Genomic DNA, 18680 nt, shown 5'->3' on the forward strand with positions numbered 1-18680 from the left:
AAGCATGGACACCCGCCCCAGGCGTCGCCGCTGGCCCATCGTGGCCGCCGGCGTCGCCGCGTTCACCGCCTCGGCCGCGATCTTCTCGCAGATCGCGTTCGCGGCCACGCTGTTCAGCGACAACTTCGAGGACGGCGACCTCAGCGGCTGGTCGAAGTCCGGCGGCACCTGGGCCGTCGTCTCCGACGGCTCCAAGGCGCTGAACCAGAGCAACTCGGGCAGCGAGAACGCCCGGGAGTTCGCCGGTGACACCGGCTGGACGAACTACACCGTCAGCGCCCGCGTCAAGCCGACCTCGCTCGCGAGCAACGGCTTCGCCGGGCTGCTGGCCCGGGCCACGGGCTCCACGACCTTCTACCGGCTCGCGCTGGTGCCGGGCAGCGTGCAGCTGCAGGCGGTCAACAGCGGCTCGGTCACCGTGCTCGGGCAGGTCTCGCGCACGGTGAGCACCGGCACCTGGTACACCCTGTCGCTCACCGTCTCCGGCAGCACCATCTCCGGCTCGGTCGACGGCGCCTCGGTCGGCTCCGGCTCGAGCTCGGTCGCCTCCAGCGGCCGCATCGGCGTGCAGACCGCGTACGCGGCGGCCTCGTTCGACGACATCGCGGTCAGCGACACGGCCGGCCCGACGCCGACCACCACGGGCCCCACGCCCACCAAGTCCCCGACGCCGACCCCGACCCCGACGTCGGGTGGGGGCGGCGGGAGCACCCCGACCGGGTCGTGGCCGAGCAGCACCGGCTCGGTCTCGGTGAGCGGCACCGTCAAGGTGAGCAGCTCGCTCGACGGCGGGATGAAGCGCTACTGCTGCATCGGCGACGGCGGCCAGAGCGAGTCCCAGGACCCGATGTTCGAGCTGTCCGACGGGGCGACGCTCAAGAACGTCATCATCGGCTCGCCCGCGGGTGACGGCGTGCACTGCCTCGGCCGCTGCACCATCCAGAACGTTTGGTGGGAGGACGTGGGCGAGGACGCGGCCACGTTCCTGGGCACCAGCGGCGGCGACTCCTACGTCATCGGCGGCGGCGCCAGGTCCGCGACCGACAAGGTGTTCCAGCACAACGGCAACGGCACCGTGCACATCAGCGGTTTCTATGCCAGCGACATCGGCAAGCTGTACCGGGGCTGCGGCAACTGCACGAACCACTACGAGCGCCACGTGACCGTGGACAACGTGCTGCTGAACAAGGCGAAGTACGTGGTGGGCATCAACACGAACTGGGGCGACACCGCCACGCTGACGCGGGTGACGGTGCAGAGCTCGTCCGGCATCCACATCTGCGCCGAGTACACCGGCGTGGCGAAGGGCAGCGAGCCGAAGTATCTCGGCGACGGGATGGGCGACGGCCACTGCAACTTCAAGTCCTCGGACATCACCTACAAGTAGCGGCGGGCGTACCCGCAGGAAATCGTTCGCCCCGGCCTCATGCCGCGACCTAGGCTCGCGGCATGAGGCCGGTGCAGGATGTCGTCTCCCGGATTCGGTACGACGCCGCCCTCGACGCGGCGCGCTTCTCCGTCGGCTACGAGGAGCGCGGGGCCGGAATCCGGGAGACACCGCTGCTCGCGTTCGTCGGCGGCGGCGACGTGCCGTGGCACCGGGTGCAGTGGGTCAAGGCCGGCTCGACCACGGTGTGGGACCGGCGGTCCCGTCTCGACCTCGTGTTCGGCTCCGGCACCACCCCGGCGGCCGACCTGGTTTCTTTTACTGCCGACGCTCCTCCGGTTTCTGCCAAGGCCCCGAGGCGCGCGATCTCGGCCTTCGACTCGGCCGCCTGCCTGCGCTTCGATCCCGTGGCCGGGCAGTGGGTGCCGGCCGGCCCGGCCGCGCCCGTGCACGCCGACGTGGTGCAGGTGGCCACGTTCAATGTGCTCTCGGACGCGTACGACCGCGAAATGACCTATCCCGAGCGGCGCGTCCCCGCCTGCGTGGACCTGCTCGAGGGCCTCGGCGCCGACGTCGTCGCGCTGCACGAGGTCACCCACGACCTGTGGGCCGCGCTGCTCGCGGCGCCGTGGGTGCGCGAGCGCTACTGCGTCTCGGCCGGCCCCGACGCCGAGATCGGCTACGGCACCACGCTCATCGCCCGGTGGCCGCTGACCCTGGAGGTGCACCGGCTCTCGGCGTACAAGCGGCTGGTCCTCGGCCACACCGTGCTCAACGGCCGCACCACCGGCTTCGTGGCCGCCCACCTCACGAGCGACCACACCGAGGGGGCCGAGCAGCGGCGCGAGCACCAGCTGCGGGTCATCGCCGAGCGCCTCGGCCGCGGCGACCTCGACGCCGCGGTGGTGCTCACCGACCTCAACGCCGGCGACGAGGCCGCCCCCGCGGTCCCCGGCTACGTCGACGCCTGGCGCGCCGTGCACCCCCACGACGCCGGCTTCACCTTCGACCCCGCGGTGAACCCCCTTGCCGCGATCGCGTCGCGCACCGGCCGCGCCGCGCGCCTGGACCGCATCCTCGTGCGCGGCAGCCTCACCCCGGTCGTGGCCGAGCGCTTCGGCGACCGCCCGTTCGCAGACGACCTGTACGTCTCCGACCACTTCGGCGTCACCGCACTCCTGCAACCGGCCCAGCTGACCGTCGACTCGCCCGGCGTGCACACCTCGGCCCTCGTGGTGCGCCCACCCGAGCACGTGTGGCCGCAGATCCAGGCGGTGCGCTCGCTGCACGACCCGGCGTACCGCCGCTGGATGCCCCACATCAACCTCGTCTACGGCTTCGTCCCCGAGGCCGACTTCGAGGCCGCCGCGGCGGTGGTTGCCGAGGTGGCGGCCGGCACCGGCCCGATCCGCGTGCGCCTGTCCGAGGTCCGCCGCTTCGACCACCGGGGCTCGACCACCGTCTGGGTTGCTCCGTCGCCCTCGGACGCCCTGCGCCGCCTCCAGAGCGCCCTGGCCGCCCGCTTCCCGGGCTGTACGTCGCCTCACGCGTTCACTCCCCATTTGACCATCGCCAAGCTGACGGGTGCCTCGATCGAGCCGTTGTACGCCGCCCTGCGCCGCGACTGGCAGCCCCTGGAGTTCACGATCAACGCGGTGGACCTGATCAGCCGCGGCGCCGACACGCCGTTCACGGTCCAGCACACCGTGCCCCTGTCCACCGGCCACGACGCCGCCCTGTCCATCGTCACGGACGCGTGCGCCGCGGTGCGCCCCGGCTCCCGCGTCCACGTGATCGGCTCGGTCCGCCTGGGCATCGCCACCGCGACCACCGACCTGGACCTGGTGTGGGCGTCTCCTTCGGGTGGCTCCGCCCTGGCCGAGCTGGCCGAGTCGCTGCCCGGCGCCCGCTTGGCCGGCACGATCGTCCCCGTGGTCCGCGCGACGGTGGCCGGGGTGAGCGTCGACGTGCAGCACGTCACGACCGCCGACGTACACCGCCTACCGCTCGACGGTTCCCTCGACGAGCCCGGCCGTCGAGCGGTCCTGGCCGTGCACGACGCCGACGCGCTGCTGGAGGGCCTCGACCCGGCCGCGTTCCGCACGCTGCTGACCAACGTGCGCCGCTGGTCCCGCGAACGCGAGCTGGACGGCGCCGCGTGGGGCCTGGTGGGCGGCTTCAGCTGGGCGGTACTCGTCGCCGAGGCCATGCGGCACAACGCACTCGACCTCGACGCGTTTCTGCGCCATTGTTCTGGTCATCCGCGCCGGCCGCGCTCGGGGGACCGGCACGCCTACTGGCCCGTGTACTCGCCCACGCCCCCGGGCGTGAACACCACCCGCACCATGACCCGCTCGACGGCGGCCCTTGTGCAGGCGGCGCTGGAGGGCGGGGGGCTTCCGGAGCCTTGGCGGCACGAGCGCCTGGTGACGCTGCCCGCCGACGAGGACCTGGACGGGCGCGTGCTCGGGATGATCCTGGAGCTCGAGTCCGCGGGCGCTGTGGTCCGGCCCTATCCGCGGCGGCGCCAGCTCGGCATCGACGGCGGCTCGGCGGTCGCGTGACGGTTGGCGCGATATGTCGGGCGCTTCGCGCCGCGACTTTTCGTCCCCGGTTTCAGAGGGTCGTTGCAACACCTGACCTGATCAGGGGTTGCCGTGTTCGAGATCCGGGAGAGTCGTCGCCCGCAGGGGTGTATGCCGTTGTCGGCGGAGCGTGCGGTGTATGCCGAGCTCGTTGCGCAGGGTGTGCGGACGGGTGTGGCGTGTCGGCTGGTCGGGGTGGCTGCGCGGACGGGGTATCGGTGGCGGCAGGAAGCTGCCGCGGCCGCTGCGGCTGCTGCTGCGGGCGCGCCGGTGGTGGTGGTGGTGTCGGCCGGGTTCTTGTCCCTGGAGGAGCGGGTCGTGATCGGTGACCGGCTGCTTGCGGGTGTCCGCCAGGCGGCGATCGCGGCGGAGCTGGGCCGGCCGCGGTGCACGATCAGCCGGGAGATCGCCCGGAACCAGGACCCGGACGGCGGCGGCTACCAGCCGTTCGCCGCGCAGCAGCGCGCCGAACGGCGCCGGGCCCGGCCGAAGACGCCGAAACTGGCCGGGAATCCGGTCCTGCGGGATGTGGTCCAGGACCTGCTCGCGGCCAAGTACAGCCCGGCGCAGATCAGCGCCCGGCTGCGTCACGACTTCCCCGACCGAGACGAGTTCCGTGTGTCCCATGAGACGATCTACCAGGCGTTCTATGTCCAGGGCCGCGGCGCGCTGCGCCGGGAACTGGCCACAGCGCTGCGCACCGGCCGGGCGGTGCGCCGGCCCCGCACCACCAGCAGGCGACCGGCGAAAAATCCGATTCGGCGGTCGGTGGGCCGCTTTTGCGTTCGCTGGGCTCGCGGCAAATGGACCGGTGAGTGGTGTCTGCCCGGTTTCTGTCGCTGGATGAGCGGTGGTGATCGCGGATCGGCGCGGGCCGGGGTGTCGCAGGTGGGGATCTCGGCCGAGCTGGGCCGGCCGCGGTGCACGACCAGCCGGGAGATCCGCCGGAACCGGGTCTGGCCGATGGTGGTTATCAGCCGTTCGCGGTTCGGCGGCGTGCTGGGGGGCGTCGGCCTCGCGTCGCGGCGGTCGCCCGTCCGTCCCGGTTCGTCGGGCCGATGCTGATGATCAGCGACCGGCCCGCGATCGGCACCCGCGGGCGCAGGGTCGAAACGGTCCGCGACGTCCTTCCGCACACCGGCGGCACAGTCGCGCCCATCGACCGACGCCTGACCGACGTGGTGCACGGGTTTCGGTGCGGGCCGGTGCGATTGTTCGGGCAGTCTGGTGTGTGTCGTTGCGGTGGAAGCGGCCGGGGGTTGCGCCGGAGCGATTTCCGCAGGGCGAAGACTGGGAGGCGCTGCGGGACTGTGGATTCGGCGTAGCTTCTCGGCGTGCCGTCTCACCAGTCCAAAGTCACGCCTCCGCTGTTGTTCGCGGCGGAATTCGTCCTTTCCCGGCCACCAATTCCGAGCCTTCGTACGATCCCGCATGGCAGCCAATTCCCGCGAGCTGAAAAGCTGCATCTGCACCGTATCGAGAATTATCCCAGAATGCGCCCGAAGTAAGCGATCCCGGACCACCGGCCGCGCACATGGTGAACACATTTCCCGGGGTGCGAAGTGCCGCGCGCTTGACCGGCGCATACCGAGTATGCATACTCCGTATGCATGTCGATCAGGTACGGGCTTCTCGCCCTGCTCGAGCGGGGACCGATGCACGGATACCAGCTCCGCAGCACGTTCGAGGAGTCGACGGGGGGCACCTGGCCGCTCAACATCGGGCAGGTCTACACGACCCTCGCCCGGCTCGAGCGGGATCACCTCGTGCGGTCGCTTCCCGAGAGTGACGGGCAGCGGCCGTACGAGATCACCGAGCACGGCCGCGCCGAGGTGCGGGCCTGGTTCGTCACGCCGGTGCAGGCCAAGGACCGGCCGCGTGACGAGCTCGCGGTGAAGCTGGCGCTCGCGATCACCACGCCCGGTGTGGACGTCCAGGCGATCGTGCAGGCGCAGCGGACGGCGACGATGCGGGCGATGCAGGAGTACACGCGGCTCAAGCGCGGCGCCGAGCGCCCCGGGGATCTGCCGTGGCGGCTGGTGCTGGACGCCATGGTGTTCCATGCCGAGGCCGAGCTGCGCTGGCTCGACCACTGCGAGTCGAGCCTGGTCCAAAGAAGACCGCAGCAGAAAGTCGCCGCACAGGCCGTACAACTGGAGGTCGTCGATGAGCGTGCTTGAGCTCTTCGACGTGTGCCGCACCCACGGGCACGGGGAGACGGCCGTCCACGCGCTGCGCGGGGTCTCGCTCGCCGTGGCGGAGGGGGAGCTCGTCGCGGTCATGGGGCCGTCCGGCTCCGGGAAGTCGACGCTGCTGAATTTGGCCGGCGGGCTCGATCGGCCCGATGCCGGCGGGGTGGCCGTCGAGGGGCGGCGGCTCGAGGGGATGCGCAAGCGGGAGCTGGCCGCGCTGCGGAGACGCTCGGTGGGGTACGTCTTCCAGGACCTCAACCTCCTGCCCGCCCTGACCGCGGCCGAGAACGTGGCCCTCCCGCTCGAGCTGGACGGGAGCTCGCCCCGCCGGGCCCGGCGCACCGCCCTGGCCGCGCTGGCCGACGTGGAGCTCGCCGACTGTGCGGGACGGTTCCCCGACGAGCTCTCCGGCGGCCAGCAGCAGCGGGTCGCGATCGCGCGGGCGCTGGTCGGGCAGCGGCGGCTCATCCTCGCCGACGAGCCGACCGGCGCGCTGGACTCGCAGACCGGCGAGGCGGTGCTGCGGCTCATGCGCTCCAAAGTGGACGGTGGCGCGGCCGGCGTGCTGGTGACCCACGAGGCGCGGCACGCGGCGTGGGCCGACCGCGTGGTGTTCCTGCGAGACGGCCGGATCGTCGACGCGTCGGGGCCCTTGACCCAGCCCGAGCACCTCCTGAACGGCGCGACCTCGTGATCGCATTGCGCATTGCCAGGCGGGAGGCGGCGCGGGCCAAGGGCCGCACGGCGCTCATCGTCGGGCTCATCATGCTGCCGGTCCTCGCCCTGTCCTTCGTCGCCACGACCCTGGACCAGTTCACGCTCACCCCGGCCGAGCAGGCCGACCGCGACCTCGGCGGGTTCGACGCGACCGTGCAGTGGGCCTTCGACGGGCCGATCCAGCAGGGGCGCTCCGGCGAGCAGTACCGCCCCGCGCGCGACGACGCCCAGTTCGTGCACGGCGTCGCGGCGGCCGAGGTCGAGCGGACCCTCCAGGCCGCCCTGCCGCCGGGCAGCACCCTGGTGCACACCGACGAGCACCACCGGATCGCGGTCACCACCGCGGCCGGGCGAGCGGGCCTGCCGGTCCACCTGCTCGACCTGGCCGACCCGCGCTGGGCCGGGCACCTGGAGCTGCTCGACGGCCGGGCGCCCGCGACCGACGCGGAGGCCGCGCTCGACGCCGCCGCCATGGACCGCCTCGGCACCCGCCTGGGCGGGACGTTCACGCTGCCCGACGACAAGCGCAGGTTCACGGTCGTCGGGCAGTTCGAGCGCCCCGGCGACCTCAACGGCGGGATCGTCATGCGCCCGGGCGCGCTGCCGATGGGCGGCGACGGCATCTGGTACGTCGACGCCCCCGCCCCCCTGACGTGGGACCAGGTCCGCACGCTCAACGAGCACGGGATCGTCGCCCGCTCCCGCGCCGTGCTCCTCGGCCCCGAGCGCGAGGGCATGCTCGCCGTCCTGCCCGACGAGATGGCGCGCGGCGACCGCACCTTCCAGCTGGCCGTGCTCGTGCTCGGCATGGCGACGCTCGAGGTGGTGCTCCTGGCCGGGCCCGCGTTCGCCGTCGGGGCCCGGCGCCGGCGCCGCGAGCTCGGGCTCGTCGCCGCGAGCGGCGGCAGCCCCGGGCACCTGCGCCGGATCGTGCTCGCCGACGGGCTCGTGCTCGGCGCGGCCGCGGCCCTCACCGGCATCGCGATCGGCGTCGCGGGCGCCCTGGCCGCACGGCCGATCGTGGCGCAGTACGTGATGCACGTCCGCCCCGGCGGTCTGCGCGTCCCGCCCGGCCAGCTGCTCGCCGTCGCGGTGCTGGCCGTGCTCACCGGCGTCCTCGCCGCGCTCGCCCCCGCGATCACCGCCGGGCGCACCGACGTGCTGACCGCCCTCAACGGCCGCCGCCTCGGCGCCCGCACCGGCCGCCGCCTGGCCGCCGCCGGGCTGGCCGGCCTGGCCGCGGGGGCCGCGATCGCGGCGCTGGGCATCACCGCCGCCCGGGCCGAGCTCGTGCTCCTCGGGCTGGTCGTCGCCGAGCTGGGGCTGGTGCTGTCCACGCCGGCCGTGCTCGGCGCCATCGCCCGGCTCGGCGGCGGGCTGCCGCCGGCCGTGCGGATCGCGGTGCGCGACGCGGCCCGCAACCGCGCGTCCGCCGCGCCCGCCGTCTCCGCGGTCATGGCCGCGGTCATCGGCAGCACCGCGCTGGCGGCGTACCAGACCAGTGTCGAGGCGAGGACGGCGGCGATGTACGTGCCGACCCTGCCGGTCGGCACCGCCACCGTCATCCAGCGGCCGGGGAACGACGGGCGCCCGGCCCAGCTGCCGACCGACCGGCTCCGCGATGCCGTCGCGGCGCTGCCGGTCCGCGAGGTGACCGAGATCCGCGCGGTGACCTGCGCCGACCGGGGCCGGGGACGCTGCGACCTGCAGGCGATCCGGCCGCCGGAGAACCGGTGCCCGTACGACCCGGGCGCCGTGACCCCCGAGCAGCAGCGCGCCGCGGTGGCCGACCCGCGCTGCGACGAGCTGCAGCACGTGATCATCGGCGACTCCGATGCCCTGCACATCGTCGACGACGGCGCGGCCCTCGGCCCCATCGGCGGGATCACCGGCCCGGACCTGGAGCGGGCCCGCGAGGTCCTCGCCGCCGGCGGGGTCGTCGTGGGCGACCCGATGCGGGTGTACCAGGGCAAGGCGCACCTCATCGCGTCAAAGCCGGGCGACGAGCCGCTGGAGGTGCCCGGCTTCTACGCGCCGACGGCCCGCTCGCTGGAGTTCGTCGCGATCTCACCCCAGGCGGTGGCCAGGGCCGGGCTCGGCAGCGCCGTCGTCGGCATCGTCGCGGCCACCACCCGGCCCCCGACCACGGCCGAGTCCGACGCGTTCTCGGAGCGCCTGGCCCACCTCGGGCACGGGTACGACGGCCAGATCATGACGCCCCGCGGCTCCGACGCGACCCTGACCCTGCTCCTGCTCGCGGTCGCGGCGGGCATCGTCACGCTCGGCGCGACCGGCATCGCCACGGGTCTGTCCGCGGTGGACAGCCGGCCCGACCACGCGACGCTCGGGGCCGTCGGCGCCTCCCCGGGCGTGCGCCGGCGGCTGGCCCTGAGCAGCGCCGGCCTCATCGCCGGGCTGGGCTCGCTGCTCGGCGCGGCCGGCGGGCTCGGCGCGGGCGCGGCGGTGCTCGCCGCCCTCAACCGCACGGGCGCGGGCCGGTGGCCGTCCGCCCCGCCGGTGCCGTTCACGTGGCCCTGGCCGAGCCTGGCCATCACGCTCGTGGTCGTGCCGCTGATCGCGATGGCCGCGGGCGGCCTGCTGACCCGCTCGCGGCTGCCGGTGGAACGGCGGCTCTAGCTCACCCTTCCCAGGACCGGTCACCCTGCGTGCCCGGTCCCGCGAACGCCCAGCTCACCTCGTTCGGGTGACGGGCAGTTTCACCTCCGGCGCGTCGGAGTTAATCCGAACGTGCACGAATCTGAGGGCTAATCTGCGACGAGGTCCAGGTCAGGGCCTTCTCTCGATGAACTGTCGTGACGGCGTCCTCACGTTGCGTTGACGCGATATGGGGACGATTGGTCTTATACCCCGTCCGAAGTTGCTCTCAGTGACGAATTGGGGTACCGACACGTGCGGCTGTACAGACTACTCATCGGCACGGTTCTCGCGGCCGTCGTCTCCGCGCTGCTGCCGAGCGTCACGGCGTACGCGGTCGGCGCCAACCTCATCGGCAACCCCTCGGCCGAGACCGCGTCCGGCTCCGGGCCGGCGAGCTGGACCTTCGACAAGTGGGGCACCAACCAGGCCACCTCGGCCTGGAAGGACGGCGGCAAGGACGGCCAGAAGAGCCTCGCCGTCACCATGACCTCGCGCACGTCCGGCGACGCGAAGTGGATGTCGGCGCCCGTCACCGTCAAGCCGGGCACCAAGTACGTCGTCTCGGACTGGTACATCGGCAGCGTGCTGACCACGCTCGAGGTCGTCTACACCAACGCCGCCGGCAAGCAGACGTTTGTGTGGCTCGCCGACGCGCCCGTCTCCGCCGCGTGGAAGCAGCTCTCGGTCGAGTTCACGACGCCCGCCGACGCGGTGAAGGCGTCGGTGTACCACGTGCTGGCCAAGAAGGGCAGCCTCCAGACCGACCTGTACTTCCTCGCCGAGTCCGGCGCCACCGACCCGACGCCGCCCCCGGCCTCGGTCCAGCTGACCGCGCCCGCCGCCGGCGCCACCGTCTCCGGCACCCAGCAGATCGCCGCGACCGTCAGCGCCGACGTGGTCGGCGTGAAGTTCTCCGTCGACGGCACCGACCTGGGCGCCGAGGACACCGCGGCCCCGTTCACCGCGAGCTGGGACACGAAGAAGGTCGCCAACGGCGTGCACACCGTCACCGCCACCGCCCGCACGGCCTCCAGTGCCACCGCGGCGACGTCCAAGGTGACCGTCACCGTCAACAACTCGACGACCACGCCGCCGCCGACCTCCCCGGGCAACCTCATCGCCAACCCGGGCGTCGAGACCGCCAACGGCAGCGCGCCCTCGGGCTGGAGCAGCTCGACGTGGGGCACGAACACGACCACGTTCAGCTACCTCACCACCGGGCACACCGGCAGCCGCAGCGTGAAGACGCAGATCACGAAGTACACCAGCGGCGACTCCAAGTGGAGCCCGGCCGCGGTCAGCGTCACGCCCGGCAAGACCTACCAGTACTCCAACTGGTACCAGTCCAATGTGGACAGCGAGATCGACGTCGAGGTCACCATGGCCGACGGCTCGGAGCAGTACGCGTACCTCGCCGCCGCCCCGGCCTCCTCGGCGTGGGCGAAGGTCAGCGCGCAGTACACCGTCCCCGCCGGCGCCACCAAGATCACCGTGTTCCAGGTGATCGCGAAGGTCGGCTGGGTCACCGCGGACGACTTCAGCCTCGGGGAGTACACCCCGGCGCAGCTCAGTCGGGCGCTCGTCAGCCTCACGTTCGACGACGGCTGGAAGTCGCAGTACACCGCCGGCGTGCCGCTGCTGGACAAGTACCACATGCCGGCCACGTACTACCTGCTCACGAGCACCATCGACTACCCGGACTACATGACCAAGGCGCAGATGGGCGACCTGGCCAACCACGGGATCGAGATCGCCTCGCACACCGTGACCCACCCGCACCTGCCGACGCTCACGGCCGCGCAGGTGGACGCCGAGCTCAAGAACAGCCAGGCGGACCTGCGCTCGTGGTACGGCGCCGGGGTGGCCAAGAACTTCGCGACCCCGTACGGCGAGTACAACGCCACGGTGCTCAGCACGGCCAAGAAGTACTACCGCTCGCACCGCTCCACCGACGAGGGGTACAACACCAAGGACAGCACCGACGTCTACAACATCAAGGTGCAGAACATCCTGGACACCACGACCCCGGCCCAGGTCGGCCAGTGGATCGACCAGGCGATCCGGGACAAGTCGTGGCTGGTCCTGGTGTACCACGAGGTGAGCGCGACCGCCGAGGACCCGACCTACGCCGTCACGCCCGCCAACCTCGACAAGGAGCTGCTGCTGATCCAGCAGAAGGCGATCACGGTGAAGACGATCGACCAGGCCCTTGACGAGGTGGTACCGCAGCTGGCATAGCATGACGACCGTGGGGTGGATCGCGCGCGGCCTGTGGGGGCTCATCGCCGCCCGGGATCCCGCGGTCCACCCCAGAACCCGGCTCGGCCGGGCACTGCCGCTGATCGGCGTCATCGCCGGGCTGCTCGCGGGCCTGCTCGCCTACGAGTACTACCTGGGCAACGTCCGCCGCGAGGGCAACGCCCACTGGGGCCAGATCATCCTCTGCTCGGCGCTCATCGGCGCCCCGATCGCGCTGGTCGCCACCCGCCCGCTGCTGGCCTGGCGCATCGCGTTCGTCTCGGCGATCTACACCAGCCTGAGCCTGCACATCGACCAGGGCACCCCGTGGCCCTTCCAGCCGGTGCAGATCCTGAGCTTCCCGCTCATCCTCACCGTCGTCGCGATCCGGCACTCCCGCAACATCGTCATCTGGGTCGGCGTCAGCGCCTGGCTGCTCGTGCTCGGCTACGTCCAGCCCGCCAACGTCGCCGGCCTGCTGCTGCTCGTGCTCGCCCTGCTCGTCGTCGGCGACCAGATCCGCCGCCGCCGCGAGGTCCAGCGCGAGCTCGCCGCCGAGGCCGAGCGCACGGAGATCGCCCAGACCCGCTCGACCGTCGCCGAGGAGCGCAACCGGATCGCCCGCGAGATGCACGACATCGTCGCGCACCACATGTCGCTCATCGCGGTGCGGGCCGAGACCGCGGTCTACCGCATCGAGGGCGTGCCCCCGGCCGTGGCCGAGGAGCTGCAAGCCATCGCCGGTACCTCGCGAGAGGCCCTCACCGAGATGCGGCGCCTGCTCGGCGTGCTGCGCGACGACTCCGTCCCGCTCACCGAGCCCCAGCCGACCCTGGACGAGCTCGGCGGCCTGGTCCGGGAGGCCCGCGCGGCCGGGGTCCAGGTCGAGTACTCGCCCGCCCCCGGCATCGAGGTCCCGCCCGGCGTCGGGCTGGCCGCCTACCGCATCGTGCAGGAGGCGCTGTCCAACGCCCGCCGCCACGCGGCCGGCGCCCCCGTCGCCATCGTCATCTTCCGCGACAAGGCCGAGCTGCGGGTCTTCGTGCGCAACGAGCCCACCGGCGCCCCGCCGGCCCCGGAGGGCAAGGGCGGCCACGGGCTGATCGGCATGCAGGAACGCGCCGCCGCCATCGGCGGGACCCTGCGCGCCGGCCCGGCCGCCGACGGAGGCTACGAGGTCGTCGCCACGCTGCCCCTGGGAGACGCATGATCAAGATCCTCATCGTCGACGACCAGGCGATGGTCCGCCAGGGCTTCGCCGCGCTGCTGGCCGCCCAGCCCGACTTCACCGTCGTCGGCGACGCCCCCGACGGCGAGCAGGGCGTGACCCTGGCCCGCGAGCGGGCGCCCGACGTGGTGCTCATGGACATCCGCATGCCGGTCCTCGACGGCCTGCAGGCCACCCGCCGCATCCTCGACGTCGGCCCCGGCCTGCACCGGCCCCGGGTGCTCATGCTCACCACGTTCGACCTCGACGACTACGTGTTCGAGGCGCTGCGCGCCGGCGCGTCCGGCTTCCTGCTCAAGGACGCCCCCGCCGCCGAGCTCGTCAACGCGGTCCGGGTCGTCGCGGCCGGCGACGGCCTGCTCGCGCCCTCGGTGACCCGCAAGCTCATCGAGGAGTTCGCGGCCCGCCCGAGGGCCGTCAGCCACACCCCGGCCAGGCTGCGCGAGCTCACCCCGCGCGAGGTCGAGGTGCTGCGCCTGATCGCCCGCGGCCAGTCCAACGCCGAGATCGCCGAGACCCTCGTCGTCGCCGAGCAGACCGTGAAGACCCACGTGAGCCGCGTGCTGCAGAAGCTCGACCTGCGCGACCGGGCCCAGGCGGTCGTCTTCGCCTACGAGTCCGGGGTCGTCACCGCGGGGGAGTAGTACCCCGGTAGCCCCTCCGCGTGGCTCCGCGGAGGGACGACCGGGCCGGTCCCGCGGCCCTACCTTGCGCGGCATGTACTCCGTCGAGACCATCATCGCCTGGTACCGCGAGCACGCCGACGCCCTGCGCGCCGCGCGCGAGGAGCAGCGGGAACTGCTGGCGCAGGGCCCGATGCGCCCGAAGCTGGACGACATCGAGGCCGAGATCAGCTACCTCACCGTCCGCGCGCTGCGCCCGCACACCGTGGTCGAGATCGGCTCGTACCACGGCTGGTCGACCTCCTGGCTGCTGCGCGCCCTGCGCGACAACGGCGGCGGCGTGCTGCACACCTACGACCGGGTCGACCACGCCCGCCGCAGCCTGCCCGACGAGCTGACCCGCACCCGCTGGCGGTTCGTGCGCGGCGACGTCCGCGCCGCCGAGCTGCCCGGCGATCCCGGCTTCGTGTTCGTCGACGCCCTGCACACGGCCGGGTTCGCCCGCTGGTACACCGCCGGGATCTTCGAGCGCCTCAAGCCCGGCGTCGCCGTGGCCGTGCACGACGTCTACCACGGCCGCCGCCCGTGGCCGAACAGCGAGGGCGCCGTGCTGCTGCGCTGGCTGCGGGAGCGGGGGATCGGGCACCTCACCGCGTCCCGGCACGGCGACCCCGACCTGCACGACCACCTCGCCGGCGTGAAGCGGCGCCTGCGGCTCGCGGCGCCCGTGCACAACGGCACCCACGACCCGATGGCGTTCTTCAGTACCCCTGAGGTTTCGGCAGTACTCCGGAGGGAGCCGCATGACCGCTCCCCGGTATGACGATCCGGGGTACGCCTGATTCCTAGCTTCTGCGGCATGAGAACGCTGCTGCTGCTCCCCGTCCTCGCCGCCGCCCTCACCGTCCTCGGCCCCACCCACGCCCCCGCCACCCCGGCGCCGCTGCCGCTGTCCAGCGTCCGGCTCGCCGACGGGCGCGCCCTGGAGATCGTGGGCGAGCTGAGCACGGCCCGCACCGTCGTGGTCCTCGTCCCCGGCGTGGACACGACCGCGGCGAACTTCGACCGCGGGCTCGGCGGCGTCCAGCGCCGGGCCCCCGCCTGGCAGGCGCGGCAGCTCCTCGACGCGATCGCGGCCCGCGGCGAATCCCGGGTCGCCGTCGTGGCCTGGCTCGGCTACCACCCGCCGCACGGCGTCGGCCTCGACGCGGCCCGCGAGGACCTGGCCTCGGCCGGCGCCGCGGCGCTGCGCGAGTTCGTGAGCCGGCTGCCGGGGGAGCGCATCGTCGTCGTCGGGCACAGCTACGGCTCGACCGTCGCCGGGCTGGCCGCGCACGGGCTCGACCACCGGGTCACCGACATCGTCGCGCTGGGCAGCCCCGGCCTGGGCGTCACCCGGGCCGCGGACCTGCACACCGCCGCGCACGTGTGGGCCGGGACCGCCGCGAACGACTGGACCCGCCGCATCCCGGGCGTGCGGATCGCCGGGGCCGGGCACGGCGCGCACCCCTACGAGGCCGGCTTCGGCGCCACCGCGATCCCGGTCGGCGGCGTGGACGGGCACGACGGCTACTTCGTGCCCGGCACCGAGAGCCTGTGGGCGATCGCCGGGGTCGTCGCCGGTACCGACGCCGACACTCAGCGCTTGTAGCCCTTCAGCGCCGCCTCCAGCCTCGGCTTCGCGTCGGCGGGGAGCCGGCCGCCGTCGGCGAGCGCCTCGCGGACGATCGCCCGGAACGTCTCCGAGAACTGCGCGTAGTGCGGGGTCACCGGGCGGGTGCGGGCCGAGCGGATCGCCTCGAGCAGCGTCGGGGCGTACCGGTAGCGCCGCACCACCTGTGCGTCGCGGTACACGATCTCGCGGGTGGCCGCGAACCCGCCCCGCTCGAACAGGATCTGCTGGCTGCGCTCGCTGGTGAGGAACTCGATGAGCTGCCGGGCCGCGTTCGGGCGGCGGCTGTGGGCCGAGACCGCGAGGTTCTGCCCGCCCAGCGCGCTCGGCCCGGGCAGCCGGGTCACCCCGAACGCCAGGGCCGGGCGGGTGTCGGGCGCGGGCGGGGCCGGCGGGGCCGCCCCCGGCGACGAGGACGGGCCGGGCGCGGCGGCCAGGTCCGCCGGCGGGTCCAGGGTCCGGTGCGCGACCGGCCAGTTGCGCATGAACAGCACCTTGCCCTCGGCGAAGGCCTGGGTCGCGGCCTGCTCGTCGAAGGTCGCCGACTCGGGCAGGATCACCTGCGGCGAGGACCTGCTCAGCCCGGACGCGAGCCGGGTCAGCCCGTCCTGCGCCTCCTTGGAGTCGATGACGACGGTGCCGTCGCCGTCCACCACGTCGCCGCCCGCGCCCCAGATCGCCTCCAGCGCGTTGACCGTCAGCCCCTCGTAGTCGGCGAGCTGGCCGGCGTAGCCGGCGCCCGGGCGCGAGGCGTCGGCGGACAGCGCGCCGAAGCCGGTGAGCACCGACTGGGCCGCGGCGACCAGCTGGGGCCAGCTCGTCGGCGGGGTGCCCACGTAGTCGTCGCGGTAGTACAGCAGCCCGGCGTCGGTGTTGAACGGCAGCGCCCACAGCTTCCCGTCGTAGCGGCACGTCGCCAGCGGGGCCGGCAGGAAGCCGGTCGTGTCCGCGCCGAGCTCGCGGATGTACCCCTGCGAGGCGAACTCCGCCGTCCAGGTCACGTCGAGGTCGTAGATGTCGGCGTCGCCCCGGCCGCCGCCCTGCGCCCGGGCGACCATCTCGCTGCGCTGGGCGTCGGCGACCGCGGCGAGCTCCTCGATGCGGGCCGGGTTGCGCGGGTGCAGCGCGTTCCACTGGTCGACGAGGGCCTGGCGCTGGTTGCCGTACCCGTCGTCGCGCCCGCTGAGGAGGACGAGCTCCCCGTCCTCGGCCGCGCCGTCGTCGCCGAACCACGGCACGACGAACGCGTTCACGAGCAGCGTGACCACGACCCCCGCGGCCACGCCGAGCGCGACGAGCTCGGCCCGGGGCCGCCGCTTCGGCCACGTGAGCCACTCCGGCTTCTTGAAGGGCTTCCGCTTGGTGTCCACTGTGGATTCTTCAGCCGCCATTGGCAGGCTCGCCTCCCCAGAGCAGGCCGAACAGGTCCCGCAGGATGTCGCCGATCGAGCCGGTCGCGGCGTCGTAGCAGGCGCCGCCGGAGTGTGCGGTGATGTCCTTCAGGCCGAACGCGCCGCAGCTCGCCTCGCCGATCGCGATCACGAACACACGCACGCCCTTGCCGCGCACGACGGCGTCCACGCTGCCCGGGTCCAGGCCGCTGGTGTCGTTGCCGTCGGTCAGCACGACCAGGCCCGCGATCTGCTCGTCGAGGCCCTTCGCCGCGGTGTCCACGCCGTCCCCGATCGTCTGCAGCAGCGGGGTGCCGCCCGCCGGCCGGACCTGGCCAAGGCCGTCGACGGCGGCCTTGGCCCGCGGTACACCCGAGACCGCGACGTCGGCCCGGCCCAGCGGCACGATGTCGCGGGCGCCGCTGCCCCGCCCGTCGGCCGGGAACACCCGCAGCCCGAACTCGTCGCGGCCGCTCATCAGCTCCAGGGCGCGCCCGACGCCGGCCGAGGCCACCTGGAAGCGCGTCCGGCGGCCGTCGGCCAGGGTCTGCATCGAACCCGAGACGTCCAGGGCGAGCAGGATGCGGCCGGGGCGCCTTGCCTGGGAGTACCGTTGCCGCGTCGTCCGGACGGTGTCGGGTGACGGCGGGCGGCGCTCGAAGACGACCCCGGCGTGCGCGCCGAAGCGTTCCGTGAGCGGATCGGCGACGTCGAACAGGGGCGGCGGCCGCAGCGCCGCGCGGACCAGGGCCCGCTTGCCCTCGTCGCGGCCCAGCCAGCCCTCGAGGTCCTTGACCGCGGCCGTGGCCGGGGCCGCGGTGGTGTCCCAGCCGAGGCGCACGATCGGGTGGTCGGCGCCGACCGTGTCGCCGGGGTAGAAGGCCACGAGGGTCTGCTCGGCGTCGGGCGGCCCCTCGTCGAGGCCGCAGCCGAGGCCCTGGTTGAACCGGACCAGCGCCTGCTCGGTGGTGAGGACCGCGGCCTTGTGCGGGTCGCCGGCGCGCTTGCGGCACAGCAGCTCGGTGCTGTCGCCGAGCGGGAAGCCGCCCGCGTCCAGGGAGCGCTCGATGCGCTGCTCGATCGCGCGGGCGGCCGGGGCGTCGGCGTGCGTCCTGTCGTACAGCACCGTCGTGGCCAGCGCCCCCGCGCCCGAGACCCCCGGGTCGGGCCGCAGCACGTCCCAGCCGCGCCGCTCGACCTCGGCCCACAGCTGCTTCCAGCTCAGCTCCTCGCGCCGCTGGGCGAGGTCGTCGGGCAGCGCGGCCACGGGCACGCCGAGCACCACCGGGGAGGCGGCGATGACCCGCTGCTCGGCGATCGGCACCGGCACCGCGAAGCGCGCGGCCGCGTCCCGGGCCGCGTCGACGTCGGCGGTGGAGTCGGGCAGCCACACGTCGGGCCGCGGGCCGATCTGCCGCAGCGCGTCGTTGCTCCAGCCGCTGCCGACGGCCTCGCGGGCGTCGTCGGGGCGGGCCGCGTACACGTACAGCTCGGCGGTCGGGCACCCGTGGTTCGCCGCGGCCGTGGCCGACTCGTAGGCGTCGGCGAGCCCGCGTACGGCATCCAGCTGCTCCGGCGAGGTCAGCACCCGCACCGCGGCGGGCCGCTCGCACCCGCGCCACCAGCGCTGCGTGAAGTCGATCGCGGGCGGCACGACGTAGCCGGCCGCCAGCGCGGTGAGGCACAGCCCGCCGACGAAGGCGAGCACCCGCGGCCGCAGCAGCGTGCGCAGCTTCTGCAGGACGTCGCCGGACCAGTGCAGCAACGACTCGAACAGGCCCGCGGCGAACAGGCCGCCGAGGCCGCCGATGATCGAGCCGCCGATGAGCATCGCCCAGCGCGCGAACGACGCCGGCTGCCCCGTCGACAGCTGCTGCAGCGCGATGCCCGCGCCGGTGAACAGCGCGACGAGGATCGACACCAGCGGCCGCGCCGACTCCCGGCCGTTCCCGTCGTCCCCCGCGCCGGCCATGCCCCTATCATGCCCCT

Annotated in this window: 12 protein-coding genes and 2 pseudogenes; 12 read left to right on the top strand and 2 right to left on the bottom strand. The window is 73.6% G+C overall.

Annotated features, from left to right (window positions below):
• Positions 1-4: 4 nt before the first annotated feature.
• The 12 genes and pseudogenes from ABT369_RS44520 (at position 5) to ABT369_RS44570 (ending at position 15279) form a co-directional block, all read left to right on the top strand.
• Complete coding sequence (locus ABT369_RS44520; RefSeq protein ID WP_350622294.1) at positions 5-1387, top strand: pectate lyase; 1383 nt, start codon at positions 5-7, stop codon at positions 1385-1387.
• Between the two features lie 62 nt (positions 1388-1449).
• On the top strand, positions 1450-3951 hold the full coding sequence (locus tag ABT369_RS44525; protein WP_350622296.1) for an RNA repair domain-containing protein: 2502 nt from the start codon (positions 1450-1452) through the stop codon (positions 3949-3951).
• Positions 3952-4083: 132 nt separating this feature from the next.
• Positions 4084-4377: pseudogene (locus ABT369_RS58060) on the top strand (helix-turn-helix domain-containing protein); the annotation flags it as partial.
• Positions 4378-4503: 126 nt separating this feature from the next.
• Positions 4504-4695: pseudogene (locus ABT369_RS58065) on the top strand (IS30 family transposase); the annotation flags it as partial.
• 887 nt (positions 4696-5582) lie between these two features.
• Complete coding sequence (locus ABT369_RS44535; protein ID WP_350622300.1) at positions 5583-6152, top strand: PadR family transcriptional regulator; 570 nt, start codon at positions 5583-5585, stop codon at positions 6150-6152.
• Complete coding sequence (locus ABT369_RS44540) at positions 6139-6858, top strand: ABC transporter ATP-binding protein (protein WP_350622302.1); 720 nt, start codon at positions 6139-6141, stop codon at positions 6856-6858. The genes ABT369_RS44535 and ABT369_RS44540 overlap by 14 nt, the downstream gene beginning before the upstream one ends.
• A gap of 5 nt (positions 6859-6863) precedes the next feature.
• Positions 6864-9518 (top strand): FtsX-like permease family protein, encoded by a 2655-nt coding sequence (locus tag ABT369_RS44545; RefSeq protein ID WP_350622304.1) that lies wholly within the window; start codon positions 6864-6866, stop codon positions 9516-9518.
• A 273-nt stretch (positions 9519-9791) separates the two neighbouring features.
• Positions 9792-11777: a polysaccharide deacetylase family protein gene (locus tag ABT369_RS44550; protein ID WP_350622306.1), complete on the top strand. Its 1986-nt coding sequence runs from the start codon at positions 9792-9794 to the stop codon at positions 11775-11777.
• A gap of 10 nt (positions 11778-11787) precedes the next feature.
• Complete coding sequence (locus tag ABT369_RS44555; protein WP_350622308.1) at positions 11788-12987, top strand: sensor histidine kinase; 1200 nt, start codon at positions 11788-11790, stop codon at positions 12985-12987.
• Positions 12984-13649, top strand: coding sequence for a response regulator (locus ABT369_RS44560; protein ID WP_350622310.1), 666 nt, complete (start codon positions 12984-12986; stop codon positions 13647-13649). Before ABT369_RS44555 ends, ABT369_RS44560 begins: the two co-directional genes overlap by 4 nt.
• 73 nt (positions 13650-13722) lie before the next feature.
• Complete coding sequence (locus tag ABT369_RS44565; RefSeq protein ID WP_350622312.1) at positions 13723-14451, top strand: class I SAM-dependent methyltransferase; 729 nt, start codon at positions 13723-13725, stop codon at positions 14449-14451.
• Between the two features lie 36 nt (positions 14452-14487).
• On the top strand, positions 14488-15279 hold the full coding sequence (locus ABT369_RS44570) for an alpha/beta hydrolase (protein ID WP_350622314.1): 792 nt from the start codon (positions 14488-14490) through the stop codon (positions 15277-15279).
• Here ABT369_RS44570 and ABT369_RS44575 read toward each other — a convergent pair.
• Both ABT369_RS44575 and ABT369_RS44580 read right to left on the bottom strand, forming a co-directional pair.
• Positions 15267-16670, bottom strand: coding sequence for an extracellular solute-binding protein (locus ABT369_RS44575; RefSeq protein WP_350622316.1), 1404 nt, complete (start codon positions 16668-16670; stop codon positions 15267-15269). The genes ABT369_RS44570 and ABT369_RS44575 overlap by 13 nt on opposite strands.
• 10 nt (positions 16671-16680) lie before the next feature.
• Positions 16681-18663: a vWA domain-containing protein gene (locus ABT369_RS44580; RefSeq protein WP_350622318.1), complete on the bottom strand. Its 1983-nt coding sequence runs from the start codon at positions 18661-18663 to the stop codon at positions 16681-16683.
• Positions 18664-18680 lie beyond the last annotated feature (17 nt).

This window comes from Dactylosporangium sp. NPDC000244, from assembly GCF_040300725.1.
Taxonomy (GTDB): Bacteria; Actinomycetota; Actinomycetes; order Mycobacteriales; family Micromonosporaceae; genus Dactylosporangium.

Coding starts and splice junctions, on each gene's coding strand:
- ABT369_RS44520 (WP_350622294.1), top strand. CDS start 5: ATGGACACCCGCCCCAGGCGTCGCCGCTGGCCCATCGTGGCCGCCGGC.
- ABT369_RS44525 (WP_350622296.1), top strand. CDS start 1,450: ATGAGGCCGGTGCAGGATGTCGTCTCCCGGATTCGGTACGACGCCGCC.
- ABT369_RS44535 (WP_350622300.1), top strand. CDS start 5,583: ATGTCGATCAGGTACGGGCTTCTCGCCCTGCTCGAGCGGGGACCGATG.
- ABT369_RS44540 (WP_350622302.1), top strand. CDS start 6,139: ATGAGCGTGCTTGAGCTCTTCGACGTGTGCCGCACCCACGGGCACGGG.
- ABT369_RS44560 (WP_350622310.1), top strand. CDS start 12,984: ATGATCAAGATCCTCATCGTCGACGACCAGGCGATGGTCCGCCAGGGC.
- ABT369_RS44565 (WP_350622312.1), top strand. CDS start 13,723: ATGTACTCCGTCGAGACCATCATCGCCTGGTACCGCGAGCACGCCGAC.
- ABT369_RS44570 (WP_350622314.1), top strand. CDS start 14,488: ATGAGAACGCTGCTGCTGCTCCCCGTCCTCGCCGCCGCCCTCACCGTC.
- ABT369_RS44580 (WP_350622318.1), bottom strand. CDS start 18,663: ATGGCCGGCGCGGGGGACGACGGGAACGGCCGGGAGTCGGCGCGGCCG.